The 14,519-nt window shown below is 46.4% G+C and carries 13 protein-coding genes; 7 read left to right on the top strand and 6 right to left on the bottom strand.

The genetic code is table 11. The features are described from left to right. Position 1: 1 nt before the first annotated feature. Positions 2 to 1,171, bottom strand: coding sequence for an efflux RND transporter periplasmic adaptor subunit (locus tag FBY58_RS01690; protein ID WP_141919198.1), 1,170 nt, complete (start codon positions 1,169 to 1,171; stop codon positions 2 to 4). A gap of 225 nt (positions 1,172 to 1,396) precedes the next feature. Here FBY58_RS01690 and FBY58_RS01685 point away from each other — a divergent pair, with 225 nt between their 5' ends. Beyond that, positions 1,397 to 2,053, top strand: a complete 657-nt coding sequence (locus FBY58_RS01685) for a TetR/AcrR family transcriptional regulator (protein WP_141919197.1) — start codon at positions 1,397 to 1,399, stop codon at positions 2,051 to 2,053. A gap of 139 nt (positions 2,054 to 2,192) precedes the next feature. On the opposite strand, the gene FBY58_RS09615 is transcribed toward FBY58_RS01685, so the two are convergent. Further along, complete coding sequence (locus FBY58_RS09615) at positions 2,193 to 2,969, bottom strand: cold-shock protein (protein ID WP_141919196.1); 777 nt, start codon at positions 2,967 to 2,969, stop codon at positions 2,193 to 2,195. A gap of 282 nt (positions 2,970 to 3,251) precedes the next feature. On the opposite strand from FBY58_RS09615, the gene FBY58_RS01675 reads away from it, so the two are divergent. The 5 genes from FBY58_RS01675 to rpoN all read left to right on the top strand — a co-directional run bounded on the left by FBY58_RS01675 (position 3,252) and on the right by rpoN (position 7,719). Next, positions 3,252 to 3,869 carry a ribonuclease D gene (locus FBY58_RS01675; protein ID WP_141920590.1) on the top strand — a complete coding sequence of 206 codons (618 nt, stop codon included), beginning with the start codon at positions 3,252 to 3,254 and terminating at the stop codon, positions 3,867 to 3,869. Between the two features lie 42 nt (positions 3,870 to 3,911). Continuing rightward, entirely contained in the window at positions 3,912 to 4,541 is a 630-nt protein-coding gene (lptC, locus tag FBY58_RS01670; RefSeq protein WP_260432014.1) for an LPS export ABC transporter periplasmic protein LptC, read from the top strand. Beyond that, complete coding sequence (locus FBY58_RS01665; RefSeq protein ID WP_260432013.1) at positions 4,498 to 5,133, top strand: LptA/OstA family protein; 636 nt, start codon at positions 4,498 to 4,500, stop codon at positions 5,131 to 5,133. The genes lptC and FBY58_RS01665 overlap by 44 nt, the downstream gene beginning before the upstream one ends. 229 nt (positions 5,134 to 5,362) lie before the next feature. Next, on the top strand, positions 5,363 to 6,145 hold the full coding sequence (gene lptB / locus FBY58_RS01660) for an LPS export ABC transporter ATP-binding protein (RefSeq protein ID WP_141920588.1): 783 nt from the start codon (positions 5,363 to 5,365) through the stop codon (positions 6,143 to 6,145). Between the two features lie 47 nt (positions 6,146 to 6,192). Next, on the top strand, positions 6,193 to 7,719 hold the full coding sequence (rpoN, locus tag FBY58_RS01655; RefSeq protein WP_141919194.1) for an RNA polymerase factor sigma-54: 1,527 nt from the start codon (positions 6,193 to 6,195) through the stop codon (positions 7,717 to 7,719). 92 nt (positions 7,720 to 7,811) lie between these two features. Here rpoN and metK read toward each other — a convergent pair whose 3' ends face one another. Both metK and lnt read right to left on the bottom strand, forming a co-directional pair. Then, entirely contained in the window at positions 7,812 to 8,990 is a 1,179-nt protein-coding gene (gene metK / locus FBY58_RS01650) for a methionine adenosyltransferase (protein WP_141919193.1), read from the bottom strand. Positions 8,991 to 9,177: 187 nt separating this feature from the next. Next, entirely contained in the window at positions 9,178 to 10,893 is a 1,716-nt protein-coding gene (gene lnt / locus FBY58_RS01645; RefSeq protein ID WP_141919192.1) for an apolipoprotein N-acyltransferase, read from the bottom strand. Between the two features lie 864 nt (positions 10,894 to 11,757). Between lnt and FBY58_RS01640 the strand changes: the two genes are divergently transcribed. Next, positions 11,758 to 13,161, top strand: a complete 1,404-nt coding sequence (locus FBY58_RS01640; RefSeq protein WP_141920587.1) for a retropepsin-like aspartic protease — start codon at positions 11,758 to 11,760, stop codon at positions 13,159 to 13,161. A gap of 7 nt (positions 13,162 to 13,168) precedes the next feature. Here the strand turns inward: FBY58_RS01640 and FBY58_RS01635 are convergent, their stop codons facing one another. Beyond that, on the bottom strand, positions 13,169 to 13,813 hold the full coding sequence (locus FBY58_RS01635; RefSeq protein ID WP_141920586.1) for a heme exporter protein CcmB: 645 nt from the start codon (positions 13,811 to 13,813) through the stop codon (positions 13,169 to 13,171). Further along, positions 13,813 to 14,490, bottom strand: coding sequence for a heme ABC exporter ATP-binding protein CcmA (gene ccmA / locus FBY58_RS01630; RefSeq protein WP_409373543.1), 678 nt, complete (start codon positions 14,488 to 14,490; stop codon positions 13,813 to 13,815). Before ccmA ends, FBY58_RS01635 begins: the two co-directional genes overlap by 1 nt. Between the last annotated feature and the right edge of the window lie 29 nt (positions 14,491 to 14,519).

Below are 14,519 nucleotides of genomic sequence, written 5' to 3'. Positions count from 1 at the left end.
TTTACGCGTTGCTACCCTTCTCAGCTGGTGGAGCCGCTTCCGAAGACGAAGAAGCTTTCACCGGGTGAACTTTATCGCCGATATTTACTTTCTGAAGACCCGTTACCAGAACGCGTTCGCCCTTCTTCAAGCCCGACATAATGGCCCACTGGTTTCCAACGGCTTCACCGGTTTTCACCTGGCGCGTTTCAATGACATCGTCTTTATTGACGATATACAGCATTGGATCGCCATGATTATTCCGGAAAATGGCTTCTTGCGGAACCAAAAGGGCGTTCGGATCGACACCTTCTTCTATCCGGCCATAAACAAACATACCCGGCAACAATAACCGTTCGGGATTGGGGAAAACCGCACGGACAATAATCGTTGCGGTCTGGGGATCGGCACTGACTTCACTTAAAGCCAGCCGCCCAGTCTGGTTATAGGTTGAATTATCGTCCAGAATTAAGGAAACCTCGGCATCATTGCCATTCCGTTTCAAGGTTCCAGCCTTTAATTCGCGCCGCAACCGTAAAAAATCGACGGTAGGCAAATTCACATCGACGTAAATTGGATCAAGACGGGTCACAATCGCCATGTTGGAGCTTTGCCCCGATGTCACCAAGGCACCAACCGTTGTCAAAACACGGCCAATACGCCCCGTAATCGGGGCAGTCACATGGGTATATCCCAAATTAACGGCGGATAATTCGATATTCGCTTTTGCTTGGGCAATATCGGCTTTTGCGGAGCGGTCCGTAGCCAAGGCATCATCATAATCCTGACGGCTAATAGCCTGAGCAGGTGCCAGCGCCTTATAACGCTCCAATTTTGCCGCAGCCGTTTTTTCCTGCGCCTCAGCACGCGCTAACTGTGCTTTATTTACATCATAGGTCGCCTGATAGGGTGCCGGATTTATCAAAAATAACGGCTGCCCTTTTTTAACATCGGTACCTTCTTTAAAGTAGCGAGCCATAACCACACCATTAACCTGTGGTCTAACCTCGGCAACTTCATAGGCAGAAGTCCGCCCCGGTAGGCTACTATGAATAGTTAAAGGCTGCGATTTTACTTCAACAAAGCTCACTTCCTGTAATGGAAGTTCCGCTTCTTTCTGCTGATGATGGCAAGCCGTCAGGATCAGAAGTGATCCGGCCAAAACAGGCAACACAGCGATTTTTCGTTTCAACCGGAAACCCCTATCCTGATTTTTTTATATTTCGCTAAGACTTTTTTAAAAAAGTTTTTTAAAAGGCTACATCGAATCTGATAATAAGAAACTGATAAGTTTCTTATTTGAAAAATATCGTTCCTCTATAAAGAGGTCAAGACAAAAATTCTTTCATTTAGATGAACAGAAAAACCTCTCCGACCTTGTGCTTTCATCCCAGTTAAAGGACATTATTCAAACACCATGTCACCCGAACCATCCGATAGCTGTTCTTCAAAACGCCATGTAGGACGCCCACCACAGCTTGATGAGAAAAAGCGCTGTGCCCTCATTCTAAAGGCTGCTGCAATAGTATTGCAAAATTATGGCTATGATGGCTCCAGTATGGATCGGGTTGCCCGCGAGGCGGGCATGTCCAAGAAAACAGTCTATCAGATGTTTCCGTCCAAACAGATATTATTTACCAAATTACTCGAAGATCGACTTTTCTCTATCGAATGGCCAACAGAAGAAATTTCTGAAGACCCCGAAGAACATCTTTGCGGCTTACTCATGGCCATCGCCAGAACGATTCTACGCCCCGATCGAGTATGCCTGTTTCGTATTCTGACGGTTGAGCATAAATCAAAAGAAATGCGGCATATCTTTAATGATATTCTAGACGGCCACACAGAAGACAATCTGACAAGATGGTTTTTTGATCAAAAGGAAAAGGGAAATTACGCTATCTCCGATCCGGTCAAATATGCCTATATGGTTTTCAATATGACCGTGGGAAGCATGCTGCTCGACCGACTTTTCTCACTAGAAGAACAACCCATCGAAGAATCATCCAAAGAAGTCCGTGAAGCCGTCGCTATCTTTTTACGCGGAATTCGCATCGCAGAAAAATCAGAATAAAAAGCGCCCTAACGAAAGCACGAGTCTTTTTTCCGCAAAAGAAGGCTCGTTTTTTCTAACAAGCTCTATTTTCATAAAAGACAAAAAAAAGACCGACTGGAATGAACCAGCCGGTCTTTTTTAGCAAAATCAGAAAGAATTAATCGTCTAACTGACTCAGGTTAACTGCGGCGTATTTACCGCGACGATCTACTTCAAGTTCAAAGGTAAGACGATCACCTTCGTTCAAGCTCGGCAGACCTGCGCGTTCAACGGCAGAAATGTGAACAAATGCGTCCGGCTGGCCATCATCGCGCTGGATAAAGCCAAAGCCTTTCATTGCATTGAAGAATTTGACCGTACCGCTGGATTTTTCACCCGTCAGCTGACGCTGTGGGCCACCACTGCGGGCGCCACCGAATTCACCACCGCGGGGAGCAGGTGCAGATTCAGTAATTGGCAAAGGTTCGCCTTCAATACCAAGGTTGGTAGCGGAAACGCGTCCACCACGATCAACCAAAGTGAAGCTCAAAGGCTGACCTTCAGCAAGACCAGTCAATCCTGCCTGTTCAACGGCAGAAATGTGAACAAAAACATCTTCGCCGCCATCATCGCGAACGACGAAGCCGAAACCCTTTTGGGCATTAAAGAATTTTACTACACCGGTGCCTTCACCGACAACCTGCGGGGGCATGCCGCCACCGCCGCCGCCACCACGGCCACCGCGGAAGCCACCGCCGCCGCCGCCAAAACGGTCGCCGCCGCCGCCGAAGCGATCACCGCCACCACCGAAACGATCATTACCACCAAAGCGGTCACCACCGCCAAAACCGCCACCGAAACGATCACCGCCACCAAAACTATAATCGTCGCCGCCGAAGCTCTCACGTTTATCTCGGCCGCCACGTTGGCTACGTCTGCCTCTATCGAAACTCATGCCCTTAAATACTTTCTTGGTTCGTCCAACTTCAATTCTGGGCATGCATCGAACGAGAGACGCATACCCTGCTGCACCGACCGCTCGGCACAACACATATCTTCTTTACCTTTAAAACACGATAACTGCGAGTAGTTTCCACACCAAACTAACAAATATATTAATAATTCAGATGAAATGAGTGATTAAAGCGGTCGAAATTGACCCGATGAGGGTCGAAAACAGTCTAAAATCGGCGGATATGGCTTGAGACAAGCGCGGCTTAGTTCTATGCCGCTTTCCATGACTGTTTATTTCCACGAAGAAGATTTACCCAAAGATGCGCTTTCTGAGGGGCCTGTTGCCGTCGATACAGAAACAATGGGGCTGATTACCCGTCGTGATCGACTGTGTGTTGTGCAGATTTCTGATGGTAAAGGCGACCAGCATCTGGTTCGATTCGCACCAGACAGCGATTATAGCGCGCCCAATCTGAAAGCTGTGTTGGCCGACCCAAAACGACTCAAGATTTATCACTTTGGCCGCTTCGACATCGCCGCGATTCTTTATTACCTCGGTGTTATGGCTGCACCGGTCTATTGCACCAAAATTGCTTCAAAGCTGATCAGAACCTATACCGACCGCCACGGTTTAAAAGAACTAGTGCGGGAATTACTGGGAAGTGACATCTCCAAGCAGCAGCAATGCTCTGATTGGGGCGGGGAAAAATTATCCGATCCACAGCGCGAATATGCGGCTTCCGATGTTCGTTTCCTCCACGCTTTAAAAGAAAAGCTGGACATCCGTCTGAAACGTGAAAAACGGGAAGAACTGGCACAGGCTTGCTTCGACTTTCTTCCAACGCGGGCAAAATTGGATATTGCCGGTTGGCCGGATACCGATATTTTCGCTCATATGTAAGAATAAAAACGCCGTTTTAGGATTGATTCTCTCATGCCGGGCATGGCTCCTTCTGACCAATTTATCCAACGCCGCTGGGCTCTGGCTGGAGGTAGCCATGACAGGATAATCCACATCCTTCGGATTATCTTTCCCATCGCGATTATCATCGTGGTGGCCATGATGGCGATTACGCCCCTTATCGGGCGACGAGATCTCAGCTTTATGTTGTCACGCGATCATATCGCGACATCAAAAGAGCGAATGAACCTCAAAAAGGCGATTTACCGCGGCCATGACGATCATGGCCGCGTTTTTGAACTCAAGGCTGAATCGGCAACACAACCTGATTCCAGCGACCCACAACTTTTTCTAACGGATCTTATTGCCGAAATAACTTTAGACAGCGGCCCCGCCACCGTTACCGCGCCCCATGGACGCTATAATATGGATTCCAATATCTTAACGATCGACGGGCCTGCCGAATTGGTTATGTCAAATGGCTATCATGTCAATGGACAGGATATTGTTCTTGATCTTGATAAACGACTTATTACAAGCCAACGTCCGGTTTCTGGAAAAACACCTAACGGTCATTTCCAAGGCCAAAGTATCAATGTAGACCTCATCAATGGCAAGGCTGTTATGGATGGCCAGACCCACACCCATTTTGATCGCCGGTCAGGAGATTAAAGCCATGCATTCTGGCCTGAAACATTACATGTCACTTCCCTTTTTCAAAACAGCGGCTTTATCCCTCTGCGGCATTGCCTTTATTCTGACGCCTTTATCGGCACAGGGCTTCCGCCATCACGATACCAATGCCCCGATCGATATTGATGCAGATCATAATGAAGTGCTCTATAACGACAATCGGGCCATCTATTCCGGCCATGTGCGGGCAAGACAAGCAGACATGACCATCACGGCGGCCTATGTTCGCATTGCTTATACGATGCCCCAATCCAAAAAAACTGGCGAAGCATCCCCTCAAATGCAAAGGCTGGATGCTTCCGGTGGAGTCACTATTCAAACACCGGATGAAATGGCCAAAGGTGAAATCGCTATTTATGATGTGCCAAAAAGATTGGTAACCCTGATCGGCCATGTTGAAATGGTGCGGGGCGATTCTGTTGTGCATGGCGCAAGGCTGATTATTGACCTTAACACCGGTAAAGGCACAATGGACGGCAGCCTTGTTGGCTCCGACAGCAGCCAAGGCAAAGGACGGGTAACTGGCCATTTTGTGGTGCCGCCTTCTAATCAAAACGGCCAAAAACAGTAAAATATTCGCACGCCATAGCCCGATAAAGAAATAGCCAGATAAAAAGGCCATTTCCGCTTCGAGTAACCCAAATAAAAAGCCTTTCGGGAAAAATATGTTGTTATTTATTTTTCCCGTTCATATTTTTTCTATTTATACGTTAAGATCACTTCACAAGGTTGCCTGTTTTTCAATACCCTAAACAGACTGCCTCTTTTTTTCTGCCTTATTCCCTGACATGGATTTGATGATGCATTCTGCCCAGAAAACCAAGGATAGCCTTCTCACAGAAGCGTATGAGTCAGGTACATCGCAAGGGTTATCCATTATTTCCATCGCGAAATCATATGACCATCGCCAAGTGCTGGAAGATGTTTCGTTAAATGTTGCCCGTGGTGAAGTGGTGGGCTTATTGGGGCCTAACGGGGCAGGTAAAACCACCTGTTTTTATTCGGTCATGGGTCTGGTTAAACCGGATGCCGGACGCATTCTGCTGGATGGTCACGATATTACCGGCCTTCCGATGTATCGCCGCGCAATACTCGGGCTTGGTTATCTTCCTCAAGAAACCTCTATTTTCCGTGGTTTATCTGTGGCGCAGAATATCGATTCTGTTCTCGAACTGCATTACCCCGATAAAAAAGCACGAAAAGAACGGCTCGATCAACTTCTCTCCGAATTTCATCTAACAAAATTATATGATTCACCCGCTATGGCACTTTCCGGTGGTGAAAGAAGACGCTGCGAAATTGCACGCGCTTTAGCCGCCAATCCGTCTATTATGCTTCTTGATGAACCTTTCGCTGGTATCGACCCTATTTCGATATCGGATATCCGCGATTTGATCGAAGATCTTTCCAATCGCGGGATTGGGGTGCTCATCACCGATCATAACGTCAGGGAAATGCTTGATATCGTTAATCGGGCTTGTATTATCTATGGCGGTCGGGTGCTTTTTCAGGGTAACCCGGAAGCCTTGGTTGCTGATGAGAATGTCCGGCGGCTCTATCTCGGAGAAGACTTCACCCTTTAAAATCTGATTTTGCCTGACTGGCTAGAAAGCAGGAGTGAAAAGACAGGTTGCTAAGTCCAAGACTAGACATACGACAAAGCCAGTCTCTGGTTATGACGCCGCAACTCCAGCAGGCGATTCGTCTTCTTGCCCTTTCCAATCTTGAAATTGAAAGCTTCATAGCCGAAGAACTGAACAGCAACCCTCTTCTCGAAGCAGGTCATAACGACGACAGCCCGAATATAGCAGGGGTAGACGATAGCCCTGATTTACAAGAAGCGCCTCTTCCAGAACCCGATATTGCTCAGGCGACCGATCATAGTCTGACCGATTATACTAATCAGGGCGATAACCTCGATGCTGGTTATGCACAGGAAGTCTTTCACCATGACAGCCCGTCCGACAACCCGACCAGCTTCACAGGCGAAGCCGGAATAGACGGCAGCCTAGGCTTCGACACTATTCATCATACTGGTGGCTATGAAGGCGTCGATCGGGAATTTGCCGACCATCATCAGGAAAGCTTGGCCGATCACCTCGAACATCAGGCGAGGTTATGTCTGACGGGGGATAAACTCGCCATCGCCAATCACATGATCGACCTGATTGATGAGGCGGGCTATCTGACTGAATCCCTTGCTTCGATCGCCGCCCATCTGAACATCACAGAAGAAGACGCCTCCGAGGTTTTAACCGTCATTCAAGGCTTCGACCCGACGGGTGTCGGCGCACGTAATTTATCCGAATGCCTGATGCTTCAGGCACAAGAAGCCGACCGCCTCGATCCGGCGATGAAAAAACTGATTACCAATCTTGAATGGCTATCACGCGGCGCTTTGTCACGCCTGAAAAAATTATGTCAGGTCGATGATGAAGATTTCGCCGACATGATTCAGGAATTGCGGAATTATAATCCTAAACCGGGGCTAAAATTCGGTTCTTCGCCGATCCAATCGGTCACACCGGATATTTTCATCAAACAGATGAAAGACGGCTGGGCAATCGAACTCAATACCGCAACCTTACCCAGATTACTGGTCAACCGCGCCTATTATGCCGAATTGAAAGCCCAGCCCAGCGACCGCCCAGAACAAAGCTGGCTGGATGAAAAATTGGCCAGCGCTAATTGGTTGATACGTGCGCTAGATCAACGCGCCAGAACCATCATCAAAGTCACCCAAGCCATTGTCCAATATCAAGAAGGCTTTTTTCTCAAAGGCATCGAACAACTTAAACCTCTGACCCTCAGACAGGTTGCCGAAACCATTAACATGCATGAATCGACAGTCAGTCGGGTCACAAACAACAAATATTTTTCCTGCGCGCAGGGCATATTCGAATTAAAATATCTGTTTTCCAGCGGCATCCAATCCAGCGGTTCCGAAGAAGGTGCCGCCGCCGAAGCCGTCAAAAGCCATATTGCTCGCTTCATCGCACAGGAAGGCAATCATATTTTATCCGATGACAAGCTGGTTGACCTTCTCAAGGCCAAAGGCTTTGCCATTGCCCGCCGAACAGTTGCCAAATATCGGGAAGCAATCGGCCTTGGCTCCTCGGTGCAACGCCGCCGCCAAAAAGCCATTAGCGCCTCATAAAAACCCTAAAAACGCGAACCCAAGAAAAAAGCCCGCCCCCTTTTTCAGGAAGCAGGCTTTCATTCTAAAGACGTCTTTAATGACAGGCTTTATTAAGCAGCGACAGCCGCTTTCAGCTTATCAACCAAATCCAATTTTTCCCACGGGAAGAAATCGCCATCGGCTTTGCGGCCAAAATGACCATAAGCAGCAGAAGGCTTGTAGATCGGCTTGTTCAACTGCAAATGGGTGCGGATACCCTTCGGGGTCAAACGGACGAGCTTCGGCAAGATTTCTTCAATCTTGGCTTCATCCACCGTTCCGGTACCATGCGTGTCAACATAAAGCGACAGAGGCTCAGAAACACCGATAGCATAAGAAAGCTGGATGGTAACTTTCTTGGCCAAACCGGCGGCTACAATATTCTTGGCAAGATAGCGGGCAACATAAGCCGCAGAACGATCGACCTTGGTCGGATCTTTACCAGAGAATGCGCCACCACCATGAGGTGCTGCACCACCATAGGTATCAACAATGATCTTACGACCCGTCAAACCAGCATCGCCATCAGGACCGCCGATTTCAAACAAACCGGTCGGATTAACAAAGATAGCCTTATCTTCTGGCATCCAACCCTTAGGCAGAACATCTTCATAGACCGATTTGACATAATCGCGCAGCTTGGCCTGCCCCTCTTTCGAACTCAAAGCAGGACTATGCTGGGTCGACAAGACCAAAGCAGCGGCTCTGACAGGCACGCCATTTTCATAAACCAAAGTAACCTGACTCTTGGCATCGGGTTCCAGAAAATCGACTTTTTTCTGATGACGGTCTTCGGCCAGACGTTCCAGAATACGATGAGCATAATAAAGCGTCGCGGGCATATAGTCAGGCGTTTCATCGGTAGCAAAACCGAACATGATACCCTGATCGCCAGCGCCTTCATCTTTATCTTCACCGGCATCGACACCTTGGGCGATATCGGCAGACTGCGCATGCAGATGATTAGCGAATTCAGCGGTTCTCCAGTCAAAACCAGTCTGTTCGTAACCGATCTCACGGACAGTTTCACGAACCGTCTTTTCAATTTCTTCTTCACTGACCGGAACAGCCGAACGGACTTCACCGCCTAAAATGATACGCTGCGTGGTAACCAATGTTTCACAGGCAACGCGAGCTTCTGGATCGCGAGAAAGATACAAATCAACGATAGCATCAGAAATCTGGTCAGCAACCTTATCGGGATGGCCTTCGGACACGCTCTCGGACGTAAACAGGTAGTTGCTACGCATAGAAAAAGGATTTTCCTTATCTGTTAAACCTAAAAATGAAGCTGGCCTGACAGTTTCCCGATCAGATAGGGGCAATAACCTTCTGCCTTTCGCGACAGACTAGCTTCCCCAAAACCAATCCCCATCTAAAAGTGACACGCTATAGAAAGATAGAATATAAAGATATAAATCTTTCCTTATATCAAGACTAGCGTAGCTTAATACGCCCAAACAGGGCAATGAGCAACAGAGCCGTGGCAAAAAGCACACTAGTCAGATTTCCATAACGGGCAAAAAAAGTCGGCTGCAACGCCCGTGGCATGGAAACGGAAAGGCTTCCTTCTGTATTTTCGGGCAAGGCAGAAAGAATATACCCTTCGGCATCAATAATAGCGGAAATACCGGTAGAAGTCGCCCGTGCGATAGGCAGCCCCTCTTCAATCGCCCGCAATCGCGCCTGTGCCAAATGTTGAGGCGGACCCGACCGACCAAACCAGCTATCATTGGATAAATTGAAAATAAAATCGGGGCGATGGGCGCGATCAACCACTCGACCAGAAAAGACTATTTCATAGCAAATCTGAATCCCGACCAGACCAAAAGGCACCAGATCAAGGCTTTCTGGCTGCGCCCCTTCGGTAAATTCCAGATCACCGGCCACCAACCGTCCCAACCCAACATAGGCTGCCCATTTCCGAAGCGGCATATATTCGCCAAATGGTACCAGATGAGCTTTGTCATAGCGGTCTAGAATATCGCCCTTGGCATCAATAGCAAACAGGCTATTCCTGACAGAAGCAATCCGCCCCGAACTATCTGAAATCAGGGCATCTCCTCCCGTCAGCAACAGATCATTTTCACCCAATAATCGACTCAAAGCCGCCCGCGCCAAAGGCTCTTCTTCTAAATAGCTTTGCACCGCATCTTCCGGCCATAAAATCAGACGTGGATTATGGGCATCGCCCTTCCCTGACAACTTTACAAAAATAGCGTCGTGACGTGCTTTATAACGAAGATCGTATTTTTCATCCTGCGGGATATTGGGTTGAACAATAACGACATGGGCAGGTTTCCGCTCTGATTTTTGCCAATGCGTATCGTGACCATCAACCAGACACCATCCGACAAAAGGCAAAAGCATCATAACCGCCGGAATAATCGGCTTTGCAAAGGTAGAAAAAGACGACAACTTCGCCACCATCCCAAGCTTGGCGATGTCATATAAAGACAGAACAATACCGGCGGCAATAACAACAAGGGCTGACAAACCATAACTGCCAATCCATCGGGCGCTATGGGCAATCGGCATCATATTCAGCCAAATAACGCCCAGTGGACTCCAAGGAAATCCGGTCAGAACCCAGGATTTAATCCACTCACCCCATGCCAGACACCCCGCCAAAGCGAGCGTCAAACGCCAAAGCGATACTTGCGACAAAGATTTATCAAAGACAGGAGAAAAACGGCTTTCCGCCTTTTTTTCACGCGCCACCAAAGCCCTATCATCAACGGAGGAAAGACGCCCCGTAAAAATCGCCCCCTCCCCTTCATTCACTTCAGAAGGTTGAAAACCCAGCCCGTCCCCGTTCCTCCGCCCGAAAGAAAGACATAAAAGCCGGATAGGCAAAGTAAAAAGAGCAATATAACAGGCCAAATAACAGGATAACAAAGGCACCGCGACCCAACCCAACCATGACGGCATCGCAGCCTGATGGGTAAAAGAAGTCGCTATCCAGTCCAACCCTAACCAGAAAAAGCCAAAGGCAAAAAGCCAGCTAACCGCAAAAATCTGCCAAGTCTTTTTGGTCTGCCGCAATAAAGCCAGCCAGCCAGCCACAGCCACAAGGCTACATCCCCAAAGATTATAAGGCTGTAATCCCAAGGCCGCGACCAATCCGGCCAGAAATGCAAAAATCCAAGTCACAAAACCGGCTATCTCAATAGAAAACGAAAAAGGCAAGTCAGATCAGCCACCCATCATCACACAAACCAATATCTTAAATAAAAATATAACTTCATATAATAATTGTTGGATAAAAATAGATATACCACTCCATATCACTTTAATATTAATGGATGGATTATAAAATTGGATAACGACTCAATAATAAATAATGCTAATTCAAAATACCCAATATTATGAAGCGACCTTTGTAAGGAGCTTTATAGCGGAGGAAAAACCAACATAACCAGTAATTCAAATCCATTATTACTAGCAATGAAAAGTTATTTACCTAAAAATTCAAACAACATGCTACCTTTCTCATCAAAAAATAGCCTACAACGAATCCAAGAATGGCAAAATTTACAAAGAAGAATGGAAAACATTTGTAATAATAGCCCGATATATCAAGCGTTAAATAATACATTGAACCAAAAGTATTCTTCAATGTCAGTCCCAAATCAATCACAACGTCTCGATCCGATTCCAACTTATACGCCACCTGAAGAGCAATATCCGACACAAATAAATATAGATGACCAAGGAAAACGTATTTTAAATGGAAGTATTACACATGATCTCGGTAGTCGAAGTATAGGTTTTTCAGGAGGGTACCAGCCCAGGCAATATCAATGTCGGTGCGACATACAAAAAAGACAAATTATCTCTTCAAAGTAGCGGGACATTCGGTAAAGACAATTCTATTAATCCTATATTCGAATATAATTCAAAGAATTACGGAAATTTTAAGGTCAATTCAAAAATACATCCTAAAAATCTTCAAGATAGTGAAGGAAATGTAGAGTGGAATTGGAAATTTTAAATACTATACTTGCAAGGTTTGTCATATCTAAAAAATATCGTCTCCTGCTTTACCCTTTCCTTTTGAACAGTCTTTTTCTTGCCGAACTAAAGGCTGAAAAACCCTTAATTTCGCCAAAACTGATTGAGCTTCTTAAGCAAAAAACGCCTAAAGATTTAAAAAACGGTATCGAATTGCGATCAGGCGGTAATGAAATGCGAAAAGGATTGGTGGATGGAGACGACCTGCTTATTGACAAAGCGGCCAAAGATTTAAGAAACAGTCACCTTGTCCAAAAATATGCTGAAATAAACAAATTTCGCGTTAAAGGTGACTATCAAAATGCCAATAAATTACTTGATATATGCGATAAGACTTTTTTTCAAAAATCCAATGACCCCGACCCACTTCCGCCCATCAGTGGCATAGGGATAATATGCAAACAAACATTGGTGGGTAATTACTTTTTGGATGGCAATCTCAAGGCTTGGGGCAAAACCCTCGACTTTATCAGAAACGTCTATTACCCACCCATCCGAAAAATAGCAGGATTAGAAGAATTCTCTCTTACCGATGCCGAAATGGGTCGATTGTCGGTCTCCCCGAATTCAATCCCTCCCTTCAAGGTTACTGGGATAGATTACGCGCAAAGCATTCCACTGCAATTTGACATAGCTTTAGAGGAAGAAGATAGGCGGAGTGCTAACTACGCCCCTCATATAACAGCATCCCTAAACGAAAAAGATGCGCCTTTCTTTTTGGAAACCAGTGCCGCTATTGGCAAATTACCAGAAGAGTGGCGTCATTCTCCCCATGTCCATATCGTTGGGCATCTCGATCGGGCAAAGAATGGAGCTTCTGAATTTTTTAGTGGCGATCTAGGCATTGTTGATGAAATCAAAATCGGGAAAGCGGTTTTAAAAAACGTTCCCTTTCTTTTTACCAATGTCAGCCACGCCTATCTGGGACTGATGGTTCTTCAAAAACTGGGAAAAATCAAAATAGACAAACAGCAGATGACCTTTGGCAAGGATATCAATTGTAACTGTCAACAAGATATTCACCTTGGTAGTGCATTCGGTGGCGATTTCCAATCGCTCCAATACCCGATTATATGGCAAGGACACACGCGTTTAGCCGTAGTTGACTTTACTCAAGATGATACTGTTTATAATTTAACAACTTATAAGCCAGAATTTACGCCACAAGAAAAAGAAAAATCTTTCGAAGTAAGGCCAGACCCAAACAACAAAGAATTAAAATTTGCAACTTATTTTAATAAAGGCGATTTATCTATCGATAATATGGATTACGGACAAAAAAAAGAAATAGTTATAGAAGATAATACATCTCGATTAGCCACAATCATCGGATTGTCTATTATCGATAAAGCTGACCTCTATCTCGACTTCATCAATCATAAAGCCTGCCTCAAAAAGATAAGCTAGACAGCTTTTATCCTTCTTGTCCAACACGTAACGCAGCCCCGATAACAAAAGGTGCAACGGCTAATAGGAAAAGTGAACTGGCTGCCAATAATAAAAAAGCCCCGGGTTGATGCCCATCGACTGCGCCACACCCAAAAATAAGCAACGGCACAGCCAAAGGCAGCAAGAGCAAAGCGGTTAATGCGCTTCCTGCTTTTACACGCGCCGTCAAAGCAGCAATCATAACCCCCAAGGCAGCCAATCCGGGGGTTGCCAATAAAAATCCGGCTTCCGATTTCCAAAAAACAGACCAGTCTAAAGACAACAACATGGATGCCGGTAATAACGCCACCATCAAAGGCACAGCAAAGCTCAACCAATGGGCAATAATACGGGCAACTGCGATCCATTCTTCACTGATATTGCGCGCTGCATAATGATCAAAAAAACCGTTTTCGATATCGGGAGTAACCAAACGATCAATAGGTAATAAAGAGGCTAATAAAGCCGCGACCCATAGCACCCCGCTTCCGGTTCGGGATAAAATCATCCGGTCACTGCCCACAGCAAAAGGGAATAGAACTGCCACCAACAGAAAAAACAGTATCGGCAAAAAAACAGCCGCCCCGATCAAAACCGAGCAATCTCGCCGGATCAACAAAACAAGCCGGATCAAAACGCCGCACTTTCGTCATCAAAATCAAAAAACACCGATTGATGATTATTCTTCGATCTAAAATCTTCCAAAGATAAGGTAGCATAATCAGCCATATCTAGCCCCTGATGACTGACGGCCAAAACGACACCCCCTTTGTCGCGATGCTTTTCGATCATCCGTAGCAATGCCATAATCGAAGCTTTATCAAGACCATTCGCCGGTTCATCCAATAACCAGATAGCCGCTCGACTGGCCAATAAACGCGCTAACACAGCTCTTTTTCGTTGCCCAGTAGAGAGCAAGCGGACAGGTGATTCTGCTAATTTATCGAGAGCCATGATCCTCATCGCGTCTTTTTCAGCGCCCGAAAAGCCATCTAAAGCCGCCCAATACGCTAAGGCCTGTTGCAAAGACATATGTCGGTCAAGCGCCAAAGCCTCGTCGGCAAAAGCCAGCCGCCCCAATCTTTCAATCTGCCCTAAAAAAGGTTTCAAAAAACCAGCCAGCAAACGCAAAAGACTACTTTTCCCAATACCATTGGCTCCGGTTATCAATAACGCCTCGCCAGCCTTCACTTCAAAAGACAAATGGGTAAAAAGCAATCGATCACCCCGAACGCAACTGACATTTTGGCAGGCCAGTCGCGAATTTTTAAAATCGGACAGCCCTATCTCTCCTTCATAAAACCCTATTTTGCTTGATAAACGACCAGATAATATCA

Source organism: Zymomonas mobilis (genome assembly GCF_006715975.1).
Classification (GTDB): domain Bacteria; phylum Pseudomonadota; class Alphaproteobacteria; order Sphingomonadales; family Sphingomonadaceae; genus Zymomonas; species Zymomonas mobilis_B.
The sequence above is the reverse complement of the archived record's forward strand: the minus strand, read 5'-3'. Positions and strand labels throughout refer to the sequence as shown.